We start from the raw sequence: 15,163 nt of genomic DNA on the forward strand, positions 1-15,163 counted from the left end.
CCTGCGGCGGTCAGCGTCTTACAGCTGGCCGTTGCGCAGGTAGTCGAACAGTTCGGCGTCGCTGTTCAAGCCCAGCTTCAACATCGCATCGCCCTTCTGCCGGCTGATCGTGCTGGCACTGCGATGGAGCATGTTGGCGATCTCTTTCACGGTCATGCCTTTGCCCAGCAGGCGCAGCACTTCCACCTCGCGCGGTGACAAAGGGCGACTCTCGCCTTCCACCATGGCACTGCTGCCGGTCATTTCCACGCGTTCCTTCAACGAGTGACTGATGTAAGGCAGGCCGCGGTGAACCGTGCGGATGGCGACCGGCAGTTCGTCCATCGACGACCCTTTGTCGACCAGTCCCAGCACGCCGGCGTCGCGCACCATGCGCAGGATCGCCAGGTTGCTGGATACACTCAGCATCAGCACCGGCAGCTGCGGATAACGCCTGCGGATCATGCTGATCATGGCGAAGCCATCGGGCACGCTGCTGTCGGGCATCGAGTAGTCGGTGACCAGTACGTCGCAGGGCAGGTTCGACAGATGGGTCAGCAGATCCTGGGCGGTGGCCGCTTCGGCGATGACGTCACCGACGCCGCTGTCATGGATGACCGAGCGGGCGCCGATCCGTACTACCGGATGGTCGTCAGCGATGATGATGCGAAGCGTCATGCTCTAGTATGGCCCCGGGTGTCATGGGTTGGGTGGAAAGCAGGCATCGACGATATCCCTATTTCATGGAGAACGAACCTGGTGCGGACGATCCTGGCTCACGGCAGGCGGTGGGGAATGGGCATCGTCCTGTCACTGCTGACGGCGTCGGCGTGGTCCGTCCCGCGTTCGCCGGGTGGTGACACCCAGGCATGGATCGCAGCGCATCCCCAGCTTTCGGTGGGGGTCTACGACAGCGGTTGGCCTCCGCTGGAGTATGTGGAGGGCGCGCAGGTACGTGGCCTTGCACCGGATGTGCTGGCCTCCTTGGCTGCGGGGCTGGGGGTGACGTTGCATTACCGCCATTATCCCAGCTGGGCGCAGGTCCTGGAGGCGGCCTGCCGCGGTGAGATCGACATTGTGATGAACGTCGCACCGAGCAGTGACCCGGCGCGTTGTCTGGCCTACACCGGTGCCTATGCGGACGCACCGTTGGCCGTGGTGGGACGTCCCGGTGATCTGCGTGCATCCGACGACCCGGATTTGTCCGGTCTGCGCGTGGTCAGCGAGCAGGGCTTCCTGACCCAGGAAAAGATCCGCTCACGGTTCCCCCGCGCGCGCCTGATGGCGGTGCCGACCACCCTGGATGCGCTGCGGAAAGTAGCGCAGGACCAGGCCGATGTGTTCATCGGCAACGCCTACGTCGCCGGTCATCTCATCCAGGCCCATGGGTTGGACAACGTCGCCCTGCTGCGGCCCAGTGATCTGCCGGTGGAGTCGCTGCACTTCGGCGTGCCGCTGTCGAAAGCCCCGCTGGTGGAAGCGCTGGACGAGGCGATGGCCCGCCAGCCCGTTTCCCTGCGCGCCGAGCGCGCGGCCCGCTGGCTGCGCGTACCGGTATGGTCCGATCCGGCACGGCAGGCACTCAACCAGGCCGAGCGGCGCGCGCTGTCCACGCCGCTGCGGCTGGGCTTTGCGCCGAATGCCGCGCCGTTGTCGTACGCCGATGGCAGCGGCGCGCCCAGCGGGCTGGCCAGCGAGTACCTGCAGCGGCTGCGCCAGGCCGGTGCCACGCTGGACGTGGAGGGCAGCCATGACTGGTTCGACCTGCGCGAGAAGATGCGCAGCGGCCGCCTCGACGCGGTGATGGGGGTGCCCACCGATTCGCATTACCTCGGCACCGACTGGGTGTTCAGCCAGCCCTTCATCAGCGTGCCGAACGTGATCGTCACCGGACCCGGCAGCGGCACCGTGCTGCAGATGGGCGACCTTGCCGGCAAGCGCGTGCTGCTGTCCGATCCCGAACGCCTGCGTGCGCAGGTACTGCAGCAGGCACCGCAGGCCCGCATCCTGGCCGCGCGCAGCGCCGAGCAGGCACTGCAGCGGCTGCTGGATGGTGAGGCGCAGGCGTACATCGGCAACCTGGCCATCGTCGATCGCCTGCTGCGTGAGCGTTTCCCCGGCCAGCTCCAGGTGGCCGCGCCCGCAGGTTTCGACGATCACCTTTCGCTGGCGGTGAAACGCGAGTACGCCCCCTTGGCGACGCGCTTCGATCGCCTGTTGCAACAGATGGGCCCGCGTGAACGCGAAGCGCTGCGCAACGATTGGCTGGCCGTGGAATACCGCAGTGGGACCGACTGGCGCACTGCGGCCCGTTGGGCGGTACCGATCGTACTGGTGCTGCTGACGGCGTTACTGGTGCATGCGCTCGGCTACTGGCGGCTGCGGCGCGAAGTCGCCGGCCGACGTGCATTGGAGCAGCGCTTGGCCGATGTCACCCGCAACCTGCCGGCCATCGTCTACCAGATGCGCCGCACCGCCGATGGTACGTTGGGATTCCCGTACGTGGCCGGCGACATGCAGGCCTTGTTCGGCATCCAGCAGGAGGTGGCGATGGCGTCGGCTGCGGCGCTGCTGGACTGCATCGACGCACGCGACCGGCCGCAGGTGGAGGCCGCGATCGCCCACGCGGCGCGCGATTTCCTGCCGTTGTCGCTGGAGTTCCGCACCACCGCCGAGCCCTCGCGGTGGGTGCGCAGCCAGGCGCAGCCGTATGCCACCGATGCCGGTACGGTGACGTGGAGCGGGTACTGGGTGGATATCACCGATGCCCACCGCCAAGCCGACGCACTGGCCCAGGCCAACGCCGCCGCCGAGCAGGCGGCCGATGCCAAGGCGCGTTTCCTGGCGACGATGAGCCATGAGATCCGTACGCCGATGAGCGGCGTGCTGGGCATGCTGGAGATCCTGGCCCATTCGCCGCTGCAGCCGCAGCAGCGCGTCCATCTGGCCGAGGCCGAGCAGGCCGCGCAGTCGCTTCGGCGCATGCTCGATGACATTCTGGATTACGCCAAGATCGACGCCGGTGCACTGCGCCTGGATCCCTTGCCGTTGCCGTTGCAGCCTCTGCTGGAATCGCTGCAGCGGCAGTTCGATGAAGCGGCTACCCGCAAAGGGCTGGCACTTCGGCTGGACATCGACTCGCGCCTGGCCACCGCCCATGAGGTGGACGGCCTGCGGCTGCGTCAGGTGCTGGGCAACCTGCTTGCCAATGCGATCCGGTTCACCGACACCGGCACGGTGCTGTTGCGGGTGGAGGTGCTGGAAGGCAGCTCGCCCAGCCTGCAGGACCTGCGCCTGCAGGTCATCGATACCGGTGTGGGAATGGACCAGGGTCAGTTGCGGGGTGTGTTCCAGCCGTTCGCTGCGGGCGACGTGCCGGTCACGCGTGACGTGGGCGGGACGGGGCTGGGACTGACCCTGTGCCAGCGCCTGGTGCAGCTGATGGGCGGCCGCCTGCTGGTGCACAGCACGCTGGGCAGCGGTACCGAGGTGGATGTGCTGATGCAGCTGCCGGTGGCCAGTGACGACGACATCGCCGCCGCGCTGCCGGGCCCGGGCAGCGTGCCGCCGTTGCCTGCCAACCTGCAACAGGCCCGGGTGCTGGTGGTGGAAGATCACCCTACCGCGCAGGCCATGATGGCGTGGCGGCTGGAGCAGCTGGGCGTGGCCCACGCCGTTGCCAGTGACGGACGGGAGGCCCTGCAGATGCTGGCTGCTTCCGCACAGGGTGAAGCATTCGACCTGGTCATCACGGACTGCCGCATGCCGGTGATGGATGGCTACGCCTTCACCCGCCTGCTGCGCGAGCGCGAGCAGCGCCAGGGCGGGGCGCGCCTGCCGGTGGTGGCGCTGACCGCCAGCCTGCTGGAGCAGGACCTGCGCCGCTGTCGCGAAGCGGGCATGGATGAAGTGCTGACCAAGCCGCTGTCACTGGCCCACCTGCGCGAGTGCCTGCTGCGCTGGCTGCACCCCACCGACCCGCCCCCGGTAGTGCCGACCGGGTAGTGCCGACTTCAGTCGGCACCGTGGACCAGCAGCCGACTGAAGTCGGCTCTACCGAGGGCGACTCCGGACCAGCAGCCGACGCACGTCGGCTCTACCGGTTGACGTGGCACGCGGCGGGGTCACTGCGCGTTGTGCTGCAGGTACTCGATGACCAGCCGGCGCCGTTCGGGATCGGGAAACGCGTTGTACATGCGCGTACCGGGTACGCGGGTACTGGGCGAGCGCAGGAATGCGTCGAGGGTTTCCGCGCTCCACACAATGTCAGCCGCCCGCATGCCATCGGAATACGCGTAGTCGGGCAGGCTGCCAGCGCGTCGGCCGAGTACGCCGTGCAGGTTCGGTCCGTAGCGATGGATGCCGCCCGCCTGCACCGTATGGCAGCCCGCGCACAGCGCAAAGGCGCGTTCGCGCTCCAGCGCCGCGGCCTGTGCAGGATCCTGCGGAACCGGCGCGCCGCACGCGGCAAGGGACAGCAGCAAGGGGGCGAGGAAGACGGTGCGCATGGCGGAATCCGGGTGGGTCCCCTCGCGGGGACCCATACCCGGTCTGCATCACATGCCGGAATAGTTGGGGCCACCGCCGCCCTGCGGTGTCACCCATACGATGTTCTGGGTGGGGTCCTTGATGTCGCAGGTCTTGCAGTGCACGCAGTTCTGCGCGTTGATCTGCAGCCGCTCCTGGCCCTGCGCGCCGACGAATTCATAGACGCCGGCCGGGCAGTAACGTGCTTCCGGCCCTGCGTATTCGGCCAGGTTCACCTGCACCGGAATGCTCGGATCCTTCAGCGTCAGATGGCTCGGCTGGTCTTCCTCGTGATTGGTGCTGCTGAGGAACACCGAGCTGAGACGGTCGAAGGTGAGCACGCCATCGGGCTTCGGATAATCGATCCGGGTGTGCTGGGCGGCAGGTTCCAGGCAGGCGTGGTCCGGCGTGCTGTGGCGCAGCGTCCACGGCGCGTTGCGGATGCCCAGCTTGGGCAGCAGCCATTGTTCGATACCGGTCATCAAGGTGGCCACGGTCTGGCCCTTCTTGAACCACTGCTTGAAGTTCTTCGACTGCTGCAGTTCGGCGTGCAGCCAGCTCGATTCGAAGGCCTGCGGATAGGCAGTCAGTTCATCGTGCTGGCGACCCGCGGCGAGCGCATCGAAGGCGGCATCCGCGGCCAGCATGCCCGTCTTCAGCGCGGCGTGGCTGCCCTTGATGCGGCTGGCATTGAGATACCCGGCCTCGCAACCGACCAGCACACCGCCGGGGAACACCGTCTTCGGCAGCGACAGCAGGCCCCCGGCGGTGATCGCGCGGGCGCCGTAGCCGATGCGCTTGCCACCTTCCAGGTGTTTGCGGATGGCCGGGTGGGTCTTGAAGCGCTGGAACTCTTCGAAGGGGCTCAGCCAGGGGTTCTTGTAATCCAGGCCGACCACGTAGCCGATGGAGACCTTGCCGCCCTCGGCGTGATACAGGAAGGCGCCACCGTAGGTGTTGCCATCCAGTGGCCAGCCGGCGGCATGCACCACCAGCCCGGGCTCATGCTTGGCCGGATCGATCTGCCACAGCTCCTTGATGCCCAGGCCGTAGGCCTGCGGGTCCTTGCCCTGGTCCAACTGGTAGCGGGCGATCAGCTGGCGGCCCAGATGGCCGCGCGACCCCTCGGCAAAGACCGTGTACTTGGCATGCAGGGCCATGCCGCGTTCGAAGTTCGGACCCCGGCTGCCATCCTTCTCGATGCCCATGTCACCGGTTGCCACGCCGATCACTTCACCGGCATCGCCGTAAAGGACCTCGGCCGCGGCAAAGCCGGGGAAAATGGCCACTTCCAGCGCTTCGGCCTGCTGCGCCAGCCAGCGGCCCACTTCGCCCAGGCTGACGATGTAATTGCCTTCGTTGTGGAAACATTCCGGCAGCAACGGCTTGGGTGTGGTGCGGGCACCGGTCTCGCTGAGGAACAGGAACTCATCGCGGGTGACTTTCTGCTTCAACGGCGCGCCGCGCTCGGCCCAGTCGGGGAACAGCTCGGACAACGCGCGCGGATCCATCACCGCGCCGGACAGCAGGTGCGCGCCGGGCTCGGACCCTTTCTCCAGGACGCAGACGGACAATTCGCTGCCGGCTTCGATGGCACGCTGGCGCAGGCGGATGGCGGTGGCCAATCCCGCCGGTCCGGCGCCGACGATCACGACGTCGAATTCCATTACTTCGCGGGCGGGCAGTTCGATGGCTTCAGCGCTCATGGATAACCTGACTCTTGGGTAGGCCGCCCTCCAACACGGGGCGACGGTTGCCTGGAAAACGCGCGTGCTGCCACGGCGAAACGGGTGTTTGAATCCATCAGGTTAACGGTAGTGGCGGCTGTCGGCCAGCCGGGCGCGTCGGCGTGGGAATGCTGCAGCGCAATAGATCGAGCGGGGTGACAGGACCACGCCGTGCAGGACCACGGGATAGGCCGCATGGCTCGATTTGTCATATCTGATCGTTTGTACAGAAGCCCAGACGTTTTGAGCACAGCATCGCCCCTCGCGACAGCGTTCCTTCCTAGGCTGGTCATGTCCAGTGGGATTAGGGGGACGTGCGATGGCTCAGGAGCTCTTTGTCCGCGATGTATCGCCGTCGTATGCGCTGCACATCGCCTCGCCCCTCCTCGCAGCAGCAGATACGCCGGCGGACTGTCGTGGGGTATCGGTGTACGCCGTGCTGGCGTGTCTGCTGCTGCGCCTGCATGACCGACTGCGGTGTGGGACCGCATCGCAGATGCCCTGCACGTGTCTGCGTTTCTCCACGCAACGCTTGCCCTCGGCGAAGTTTGTCGAGCTGGATCGGCAGTTGGCTGGCCAGCAGGCAGGCCTGAACGCATTGACGGTGGCGGAATATCTGCAGGCGCGTGCCGGCTTCAGCCCGGCAGGTCGTGATCCGCAGGTGGCCCGCCGCGCGCGCGCTTCCTGGCGCAGCAAACTGGTGCAGGCCCGTAGCGAAGCACTGACGCATGCGGGGGGCGGGGAAGCTGACGCGACCGCGCAGGCGCAGTCCCACGCGGACCGGCAGATGCGCTCGCTGCATGCCCTGCACAATCCCGATCGTATCGCCGGTGGCCATGATGTCATCGCCGACTTCGGCGATGGCCAGGTGAACTCGACCATAGGTCGGCAGTGGAACCTGATGCGGGGTAGGTTGCCCTCCCGTGTACAGCAACTGGACGCGGCGGCATCCTCCGTGCCGGAAGCCGTCCGGGCCGAGACGCACATGAATGGCATGCTGGTGCGTGACACGTGATAACGAGCAGAATGCAGCCTGCTCCCATGACGCTGCCGGTGTGCTCGATGAGTCTTGATCCGTGTGATCTGTTCGATGTCCGTTCCCTGCTGAGTGAGCAGGAGCGCGCCGTGCAGGATGCCGTGGCACGCTTCGTCGACCAGCGCGTGCTGCCGATCATCGGTGACTGCTTCGATGCGGCACGATTCCCGATCGAGCTGGTGCCGGAGATCGCTGGCCTCGGCCTGCTCGGTGCGACCCTGCCGACGGAGCTGGGCGGCGGCGGCCTGGATGCGGTGGCCTATGGGCTCATCTGCCAAGAACTGGAGCGTGGCGACTCGGGGCTGCGCAGCTTCGTGTCGGTGCAGAGTTCGCTGTGCATGTATCCGATCTTCGCCTACGGCAGTGAGGCGCAGCGTCAGCGCTGGCTGCCGGCGATGGCGCGCGCTGAGCTGATCGGATGCTTCGGCCTGACCGAGGCCCATGGCGGATCGGACCCTTCCAGCATGAAGACCCGTGCGGTTCGTGATGGCGACGACTGGCGCCTGACGGGAAGCAAGATGTGGATCACCAACGCGCCGATCGCGGATCTGGCGATCGTGTGGGCGCAGACCGACGAAGGTGTGCAGGGCTTCGTGCTGGAGAAGGGCATGCCCGGTTTCAGCGTGCAGGAGATCCTGCGCAAGATGAGCCTGCGTGCCTCATCGACCGGTGCGCTGTTCTTCGATGATGTGCGGGTGCCGGACGGCAACCGCTTGGGTGGGGTAAAGGGGTTGAAGGGACCGCTGGGCTGCCTGAACCAGGCGCGCTACGGCATCAGCTGGGGGCCGATCGGCGCAGCCATCGCATGCCTGCGCGAAGCCATCGCCTACGCCAAGGAGCGCGAGCTGTTCGGGCGCCCGTTGGCGGCCACCCAGAGTGCACAGATCAAGCTGGCGAAGATGGCGCGGCGGATCACCACCGCCCAGCTGCTGGCACTGCAGTTGGGTCGCCTGAAAGAGGCGGGCGCCGTGCAGCCGCAGCAGGTCAGCCTGGCCAAGTGGAACAATTGCCGCATGGCGATCGACATCGCCCGCGAGTGCCGCGACCTGCTGGGCGCGGCGGGTATCACCACCGAGCACGCCGCCATCCGCCACGCCTTGAACCTGGAGTCGGTGATCACCTACGAAGGCACCGAAACCGTGCACCAACTGGTGATAGGCCGCGAACTGACCGGGCTCAACGCGTTCTGAGCATCAGCCGCGCTGTTTCGCGCGCCCCCGACGCGTCAACAACGCCTGCGGTAGCGCCGACCCATGGTCGGCGGAATGTTCCCGCCAACGGCCCGCTGCGCTCGCCGACCACGGGTCGGCGCTACCGCTTTTCTCTTTTTTTCATACGCGGCGGGCGGCCACGGAACCCGTCAGGGGGCCGGGCGGTGGGGCGGGGCGGGGGCGTTGAGCGCCACGGATGGCGCGAAACGAGGCACGCAGGAGCGGCTTTTGCCGTCCCCCGCCCCGCCCCACCGCCCGGCCCCCAACACGTAATCCGCTTTTCGCAGCAGCCCACCGCGAGGGGGTCTCACCCGTTCGACCAACCTCACACCCCGCCGGCAAACCCGTGCTGCCGCCACGCCTCGTACATCACCACCGCCACCGTGTTGGACAGGTTGAGGCTGCGGTTGTCCGGGCGCATGGGAAGTCGCAGGCGTTGCCCACCCGGTAGCGCATCCAGAATGTCCTGCGGAAGGCCGCGGCTCTCCGGACCGAACAGGAACGCATCCCCATCGGCGAAGGGCACGCTGTCGAAACGCACGCTTGCACGGGTGCTCAGGGCAAACAGGCGCTTCGGGGCGATGCGCGCGAGGGCGGTGTCCAGATCCGGATGGACCTGCAGCCGCGAATACTCGTGGTAGTCCAGGCCGGCGCGCTTGAGCTGCTTGTCATCCAGTGCGAAACCCAAGGGCTCGACCAGGTGCAGCTGCGCGCCGGTGTTGGCGCAAAGACGGATGATGTTGCCCGTGTTGGGCGGTATTTCAGGCTGGAACAGCACGACGTGGAACGTTGGGACCTGGCTCATCGACGCAGTGTAATGCGCGGCGCGGAACTTCGCGGCTGGCCGGGTCCTCTCGGGTCAAGGGAGCCCGGCTTTCAGGGGATCAACAACCGGTGAGGCGCAGCGACAGCCATCAGGCGTGAACTCACGGACGCACCAGCACCATCGCGGTTTCCATCGCCAGCGCCTGCAGCTCGCTCTGGCTCGGGCGCACCTGCACGACCGGCAGGTTGACGATCACGTTGTTGGCAAACGCGCTGGCCGCCGTGGCCAGGGCGACGGTGTAACGCTCGGCCTGCAACTCGGCGGCCAAGGCGACCTTCTGCTCCAGGCTGGGGCGCACTTCGACGGCAGCCAGCGTGGTGATCGGCGCGGCGACCGCTGGGGCCAGCACGACGACATTCTGTTCGCCCAGCTGGTCAGCACTGGGGCGCACCTGCACGGCAGCGAGCGTCGGGATGGTGCTGCTGCGTTCCCATGCCTGCTGGGCCAGCTGCGCCGTGTCGGGGCGAACCTGCACGGCCTGCAGGGTCGCGATGGAGGGAGCAGCCTGCACCGGAGAAACAACAGCCGTACCGGCGATCAGGGCGATGGCGATGGCGAGGATCTTGGTGTTCATGGCGGGGCCTGTTTAGTGTGTGTGGGCGGTGGTGTGGTAGTAAGGTAGTACACCAAAACTGGGGTTGCAAGAACAATCGGGGCTTTTTTACTTGCGTTCAGCTTTCAGTCAGGTTGAGCTTGATCGCTGGCTTGGTGCAGGTAAGGCACAGCAATCGCCGTGCCATGTTTTAGTTGTTTAAGTTCAATGGCTTGGCGAGTGGCTGTGCTGTCCGCCGTCCGGACACCTGTCCGCAGGTAGAGCGGACTTCAGTCCGCTTGCCTTGGACCGCAGCCGACTGAAGTCGGCTCTACCGGTTGCCTCTACCCCACACCGCAGCCGACTGAAGTCGGCTCTACCTAAGCCGCAGCGGAACGTGACGCCTGGCCGATGCCGGGGTAGCGCCCAACGCGCTAGCATCGGCCCTCACTCAGATGACCAAGGATCCGGAATGACATCCCGACTGCGCCCGCGCACTGCACTGCTTGCTGTCGCTCTCACCACAGCGCTCGGTGGGCTGGCGCCCGCCCCGCTGTTCGCCAAGCCGGCTGCGGTGGCCAAGGTCGACATTCCATTCGAGCAGTTCACCCTGCCCAATGGCCTGCGCGTGGTGGTGCATACCGACCGCAAGGCGCCGATCGTCGCGGTCAACGTCTGGTATCACGTGGGCAGCAAGGACGAGCCGGTAGGCCGCACAGGCTTCGCTCACCTGTTTGAACATCTGATGTTCCAGCGCAGCGAAAACCACGACGGCGAGTACTTCGAGCCCTTCAAGCAGGTCGGTGCCACCGGCCAGAACGGCACGACCAATACCGACCGCACCAACTATTTCGAGAACGTGCCCACCACGGCGCTGGATATGGCGCTGTGGATGGAATCGGACCGCATGGGCCACCTGCTGGGGGCCATCGACCAGGCCGCACTGGATGAACAGCGTGGCGTGGTGCAGAACGAAAAGCGCCAGGGCGAGAACCAGCCCTATGGGCAGGTGTGGACGCAGCTCAACCGTGCGCTGTATCCGAAGGGGCACCCGTACCACCACAGCGTCATCGGATCGATGAACGATCTCAACGCCGCCTCGCTGGATGACGTAAAGAACTGGTTCCGCACCTGGTACGGCCCGAACAATGCGGTGCTGGTGCTGGCCGGTGACATCGATCTGGCCACCGCCAAAGAGAAGGTGGCCAAGTACTTCGGCAGCATCCCGGCCGGCCCGACGATGGCCCAGCCGCAGGTGGACGTCGCCGTGCGTCCTGCCGATACCCGCGAGACCATGACCGACAAGGTGCCGCAGGTGCGGATCTACCGCGCCTGGAACGTCGCCGAAGTCGGTACCGCCGACGTCGACCAGCTGCAGCTGCTCGGTCAGGTGCTGGGCGGTGCGAAATCATCGCGTCTGGCCAAGCGCCTGGAGCACGAAGAGAAGCTGGTGGACAACATCAGCGCCGGCGCGTACGCCTCGCAGCTGGGCTCGAACTTCATGGTCATGGCGACGGTGAAGCAGGGCGTGGACCCGGCCAAGGTCGAGGCGATCATCGACGAAGAGATCGACCGTCTGGTGGCCGAGGGTCCCAGCGCTGAAGAGCTGAGCCGCGCCAAGACCGCATTCCGCGCCAGCTTCATCCGCGGCATCGAGCGCATCGGGGGCTTCGGTGGCAAGGCGGACGCCCTGGCCGAATGCACGGTCTACACCGGCGACCCCGGCTGCTTCCGCGACTCGCTGAAGAACATCGACGGCGCCACGGTCGCGCAGCTGCGCACCGTCGGTGGCAAGTGGCTGGGCAAAGGCAGCCACACGCTGATCGTCGAGCCCGGCGATCGCGTGGTGCTGGAAGAAGAAGCCTCGCAGAGCCCCAAGCCGTTCGAGCTGCCGGCCGCGGATGCCAAGTACAGCACGCTGCCGGCGCAGGTCGATCGCAGTGCGGGCGTACCGCAGACCAAGACGTTCCCGGAGCTCAAGTTCCCGGCCCTGCAGCGCGCTACGTTGAAGAACGGCACGCGGGTCATCCTGGCCGAGCGTCATGAAATCCCCGTCGTGCAGTTCAGCTACCAGTTCCCGGGTGGGTTCAGTGCCGACCAGGACCGCAAGCCGGGCACCGCGAACTTCGCCATGGGCCTGATGAGCGAGGGAGCCGGCAAGCTGGGTTCGCTGGCGTTCTCCGATGCGGCCGATGCGCTGGGTGCGGATCTGGGCGCATCCGCCGGATTGGACTTCAGCACGGTGGATCTGTCCGCACTGAAGGAAAACCTGGCACCGTCGCTGGGCTTGTATGCCACGCTGCTGCGCCAGCCGCGCTTCGACCAGTCGGAGATCGACCGGGTCAAGGGCAGCTGGATTGCCGGCATCAAGCAGGAGAAGGCCAACCCGACCGCATCAGCGATGCGCGTGCTGCCGCCGCTGCTGTACGGCAAGGGTCACCCGTATGCGATTCCGTTCACCGGCAGCGGTGACGAGGCGGCCATCGCCAGCCTGACCCGCGACGATCTGGTGGACTTCCACCGCGATTGGCTGCGTCCGGAAGAGGGCACGCTGATCGTGGTCGGCGACACCACCCTGAAGGAAATCGTGCCGCTGCTCAACCGTCAGTTGGGTGATTGGAAAGCGGAAGGCCCGGCGCCGAAGGTCAAGGCGGCCGTGGATGTCGCGCTGCCCAGCACCGCCCGTGTGTTCCTGATCGACCAGCCCGGTGCGGTGCAGGCGAACCTGTTCGCCGGTCAGGTCGTGCCGTCGTCGGTGGACCCGGGTTCGATCCGCTTCGATATCGCCAACGGCGTTCTTGGCGGTGACTTCACCTCGCGCTTGAACATGAACCTGCGCGAGGAAAAGCATTGGTCCTACGGCGCGCGCAGCAGTGCCAGCAGCACCGTCGGCCAGCGGCCGTGGATGGCGATGGCGCCGGTACAGATCGACAAGACCGGTCCGGCACTGGCGGAGATGCGCAAGGAGATCGTCGAGTTCGCCAATGGCAGCAAGCCGGCAACCGCCGCTGAAGTGCAGCGCATCCGCAACATCCAGACCCTGAGCCTGCCGGGTGCGTATGAAACGGCGAGCTCGGTACTGGGCACGATCGGCAGCATGGTGCAGTTCCAGCGGCCGGACGATTACGTGTTCCAGCGCAAGGCGGAGATCGAATCGCTGACCCCGGCACAGGTGCAGCAGGCCGCCGCGGCGATCAAGCCGGATGCGCTGACATGGGTGGTGGTCGGTGACCTGAAGCAGACCGAGGCGGCCGTGCGCGCGCTGAAGCTGGGCGAGGTCAGCGTGATCGACGCCGATGGCAACCCGGTGAAGCCCGCGAAGTAATGCAACAGGGTGGCGACCTTGGTCGTCACCCTGCTTCCGGATGGGACCGGATCGGATCGGATTGGGTTGGATTGGATTGGATCGGTAGAGCCGACTGAAGTCGGCTGCCTTTCAAGGCCCAGCCGACTGAAGTCGGCTCTACCTGTAATGCGGCAGCCGACTGAAGTCGGCTCTACCGGTCACACACCGTGCGGGGTTATTTCTTTGCCGGCACCGGCTCGTTGACGATCGTTTCCAGGTCTTTCTGCAGGTCGACGAACAGCGGCTGCATGCGGGTCTGGATCGCCACCATCACGTTCTGCATCAGCGCTGGGGTCTTGTCCAGCAGACTCTGTCCCGCGGAGCTTTCATAGAATTCCGCCATGGCCAGCACGTCTTCCTTGCTGAAGGTCTGCTTGTACAGGTCCACGTACATCGGCCGCAGCTGCTGCCAGGACAGGGCCTGCTTCAACGTCTGCCCGGTGCGTACCTGGATGCGCTGCAGCTGTTCCTGCTGCTGCGGGCTCAGCTGGCGCTGCTGGGTGATCTGGTCGAACTGCTGGCGCTGCATCGCTTCGATCTGCGGCAGCATGGAATCAAGCATGGCCTGCGCGCGCGAGGCTGAAAGCAGGCGGTTGATGTCGCCATCGGACGGCGGCGCGGCCAGCGCAGGCAGGGACGCAAGCGCGAGGGCCAGCAACAGGGCGGCGCGTGGCAGGTGGCGGGAGAAGCGGATCATGCGGACGTCCTGGATGGATGATCTGGCCAGCATACCCGGCTATCTGGCGAAGGCGGCGTGTTGAGCCCCTGATCGCGGTGGAACGGCCCGCGATGCCGACAGCCAACCGTCACCGCCAGCCGCTACAATGGGCACATGGGTAATGGACCAGTCGTCATCTCCGCGCAGCTCGTGATCCCCGACGATGAACTCGTCGAGCGGTTCGTGCGTGCCAGTGGCGCAGGAGGCCAAAACGTCAACAAGGTATCGACCGCGGTGGAGCTGCGGTTCGACCTGGCCGGCTCGCCGTCGCTGCCGGAACCGTTGCGTGCGCGCTTGCTGGTGCGCCGCGACCGACGCGTGACCGGCGAAGGCGTGCTGGTCATCGATGCGCAGCGTTTCCGTACCCAGGACCGCAACCGCGAGGATGCGCGCGAGCGGTTGGCCGAGTTCATCCGCGCCGGACTCAGCGTACCCAAGCCGCGTAAAGCCACCAAACCTACCTACGGGTCGACCCTGCGTCGCCTGGACGCCAAGAAAGGCCGCGCGCAGGTCAAGCGCGGCCGCACAACCCGCAACTGGGAGTAAGCCTTGAACCACCCCTCACCGCTGCTGCCACCCGTTCCGCCGAACATGCCGCAGGTAAAGCCGAATGCCTTCATCCGCTGGATCGCCCGCAGTGCGCTGCGCCTGCGCGGCTGGAGGGTGGTCGGCACGCTGCCCGACGTGCCCAAGGTGGTGATGATCATCGCCCCGCACTCGTCCAACTGGGACGGGTATTGGGGCATGGCGGTGAAGCTCGCGTTGGGCCTGGACGTGCGCGTGCTGGGCAAAGCCTCACTGTTCTGGTGGCCGCTGGGCCCGTTGCTGCGCAAGCTGGGCGTGATCCCGCTCGATCGCAGTTCGCCGCAGGGCACGGTGGAACAGGCCGTGGCGGTGATCCGTCGCTCGGAAAAGATGTGGTACGCCATCACCCCGGAAGGCACCCGCAAGAAGGTGACGAACTGGAAGGCCGGCTTCCTGAAGATCGCGCGGATGGCGGACGTGCCGATCCTGGCGGCGTATTTCCACTACCCGGACAAGATCATCGGATTTGGGCCGTTGTTCCGCGCCACCGGTAATGACGCGGCTGACATGGCCAGCATCCGCGAGTGGTACCGGCCGTGGGTGGGCAAGACCCGCGGCACCGTCTGAGTGGCCACGCCCCGGCAGCGCACGCGCCACGTCCGGCACATGCTGGCGCGACGGCGTGGGAGTAGGCTGGAAGGCTGGCGGTCGGTCCTGATCGCCCCTCTAGGAGCCT

The 15,163-nt window shown here is 66.4% G+C and carries 12 protein-coding genes; 6 read left to right on the forward strand and 6 right to left on the reverse strand.

From position 1 onward, the window contains the following. Window positions 1–18: 18 nt before the first annotated feature. Complete coding sequence (locus ICJ04_RS00905; RefSeq protein ID WP_188325702.1) at window positions 19–657, reverse strand: response regulator transcription factor; 639 nt, start codon at window positions 655–657, stop codon at window positions 19–21. A gap of 117 nt (window positions 658–774) precedes the next feature. Here ICJ04_RS00905 and ICJ04_RS00910 point away from each other — a divergent pair, with 117 nt between their 5' ends. Beyond that, the gene (locus tag ICJ04_RS00910) at window positions 775–3,984 is read left to right on the forward strand and encodes a transporter substrate-binding domain-containing protein (RefSeq protein WP_188325703.1); all 3,210 of its coding nucleotides are present in this window, start codon (window positions 775–777) and stop codon (window positions 3,982–3,984) included. Between the two features lie 119 nt (window positions 3,985–4,103). Here ICJ04_RS00910 and ICJ04_RS00915 read toward each other — a convergent pair whose 3' ends face one another. Beyond that, complete coding sequence (locus ICJ04_RS00915) at window positions 4,104–4,487, reverse strand: c-type cytochrome (protein ID WP_188325704.1); 384 nt, start codon at window positions 4,485–4,487, stop codon at window positions 4,104–4,106. A 48-nt stretch (window positions 4,488–4,535) separates the two neighbouring features. Further along, complete coding sequence (locus ICJ04_RS00920; RefSeq protein WP_188325705.1) at window positions 4,536–6,212, reverse strand: electron transfer flavoprotein-ubiquinone oxidoreductase; 1,677 nt, start codon at window positions 6,210–6,212, stop codon at window positions 4,536–4,538. Between the two features lie 340 nt (window positions 6,213–6,552). Between ICJ04_RS00920 and ICJ04_RS00925 the strand changes: the two genes are divergently transcribed. Next, window positions 6,553–7,248: a polymorphic toxin type 15 domain-containing protein gene (locus tag ICJ04_RS00925; protein ID WP_188325706.1), complete on the forward strand. Its 696-nt coding sequence runs from the start codon at window positions 6,553–6,555 to the stop codon at window positions 7,246–7,248. 47 nt (window positions 7,249–7,295) lie between these two features. Further along, window positions 7,296–8,459 (forward strand): acyl-CoA dehydrogenase family protein, encoded by a 1,164-nt coding sequence (locus tag ICJ04_RS00930; protein ID WP_188325707.1) that lies wholly within the window; start codon window positions 7,296–7,298, stop codon window positions 8,457–8,459. 346 nt (window positions 8,460–8,805) lie between these two features. Here the strand turns inward: ICJ04_RS00930 and ICJ04_RS00935 are convergent, their stop codons facing one another. Together ICJ04_RS00935 and ICJ04_RS00940 are read right to left on the reverse strand one after the other, a co-directional pair. After that, entirely contained in the window at window positions 8,806–9,285 is a 480-nt protein-coding gene (locus ICJ04_RS00935; protein ID WP_188325708.1) for a tRNA (cytidine(34)-2'-O)-methyltransferase, read from the reverse strand. A 121-nt stretch (window positions 9,286–9,406) separates the two neighbouring features. Further along, window positions 9,407–9,880 (reverse strand): hypothetical protein, encoded by a 474-nt coding sequence (locus tag ICJ04_RS00940; protein ID WP_188325709.1) that lies wholly within the window; start codon window positions 9,878–9,880, stop codon window positions 9,407–9,409. 430 nt (window positions 9,881–10,310) lie between these two features. On the opposite strand from ICJ04_RS00940, the gene ICJ04_RS00945 reads away from it, so the two are divergent. Then, window positions 10,311–13,163: a pitrilysin family protein gene (locus ICJ04_RS00945; RefSeq protein WP_188325710.1), complete on the forward strand. Its 2,853-nt coding sequence runs from the start codon at window positions 10,311–10,313 to the stop codon at window positions 13,161–13,163. Between the two features lie 196 nt (window positions 13,164–13,359). On the opposite strand, the gene ICJ04_RS00950 is transcribed toward ICJ04_RS00945, so the two are convergent. Further along, window positions 13,360–13,881 (reverse strand): DUF2059 domain-containing protein, encoded by a 522-nt coding sequence (locus ICJ04_RS00950; RefSeq protein WP_188325711.1) that lies wholly within the window; start codon window positions 13,879–13,881, stop codon window positions 13,360–13,362. A gap of 135 nt (window positions 13,882–14,016) precedes the next feature. On the opposite strand from ICJ04_RS00950, the gene arfB reads away from it, so the two are divergent. Next, on the forward strand, window positions 14,017–14,448 hold the full coding sequence (gene arfB / locus ICJ04_RS00955) for an alternative ribosome rescue aminoacyl-tRNA hydrolase ArfB (RefSeq protein ID WP_188325712.1): 432 nt from the start codon (window positions 14,017–14,019) through the stop codon (window positions 14,446–14,448). A gap of 45 nt (window positions 14,449–14,493) precedes the next feature. Further along, window positions 14,494–15,054: a lysophospholipid acyltransferase family protein gene (locus tag ICJ04_RS00960; RefSeq protein WP_188327157.1), complete on the forward strand. Its 561-nt coding sequence runs from the start codon at window positions 14,494–14,496 to the stop codon at window positions 15,052–15,054. The last annotated feature ends 109 nt before the right edge of the window (window positions 15,055–15,163 follow it).

Source organism: Stenotrophomonas sp. 169 (assembly GCF_014621775.1).
Lineage (GTDB): Bacteria > Pseudomonadota > Gammaproteobacteria > Xanthomonadales > Xanthomonadaceae > Stenotrophomonas.

What these genes read in the sequence shown, in the direction of transcription:
- ICJ04_RS00905 (WP_188325702.1), bottom strand. Translation starts at nt 657, where the DNA reads ATGACGCTTCGCATCATCATCGCTGACGACCATCCGGTAGTACGGATC.
- ICJ04_RS00910 (WP_188325703.1), top strand. Translation starts at nt 775, where the DNA reads ATGGGCATCGTCCTGTCACTGCTGACGGCGTCGGCGTGGTCCGTCCCG.
- ICJ04_RS00915 (WP_188325704.1), bottom strand. Translation starts at nt 4,487, where the DNA reads ATGCGCACCGTCTTCCTCGCCCCCTTGCTGCTGTCCCTTGCCGCGTGC.
- ICJ04_RS00920 (WP_188325705.1), bottom strand. Translation starts at nt 6,212, where the DNA reads ATGAGCGCTGAAGCCATCGAACTGCCCGCCCGCGAAGTAATGGAATTC.
- ICJ04_RS00925 (WP_188325706.1), top strand. Translation starts at nt 6,553, where the DNA reads ATGGCTCAGGAGCTCTTTGTCCGCGATGTATCGCCGTCGTATGCGCTG.
- ICJ04_RS00930 (WP_188325707.1), top strand. Translation starts at nt 7,296, where the DNA reads ATGAGTCTTGATCCGTGTGATCTGTTCGATGTCCGTTCCCTGCTGAGT.
- ICJ04_RS00935 (WP_188325708.1), bottom strand. Translation starts at nt 9,285, where the DNA reads ATGAGCCAGGTCCCAACGTTCCACGTCGTGCTGTTCCAGCCTGAAATA.
- ICJ04_RS00940 (WP_188325709.1), bottom strand. Translation starts at nt 9,880, where the DNA reads ATGAACACCAAGATCCTCGCCATCGCCATCGCCCTGATCGCCGGTACG.
- ICJ04_RS00945 (WP_188325710.1), top strand. Translation starts at nt 10,311, where the DNA reads ATGACATCCCGACTGCGCCCGCGCACTGCACTGCTTGCTGTCGCTCTC.
- ICJ04_RS00950 (WP_188325711.1), bottom strand. Translation starts at nt 13,881, where the DNA reads ATGATCCGCTTCTCCCGCCACCTGCCACGCGCCGCCCTGTTGCTGGCC.
- arfB (WP_188325712.1), top strand. Translation starts at nt 14,017, where the DNA reads ATGGGTAATGGACCAGTCGTCATCTCCGCGCAGCTCGTGATCCCCGAC.
- ICJ04_RS00960 (WP_188327157.1), top strand. Translation starts at nt 14,494, where the DNA reads ATGCCGCAGGTAAAGCCGAATGCCTTCATCCGCTGGATCGCCCGCAGT.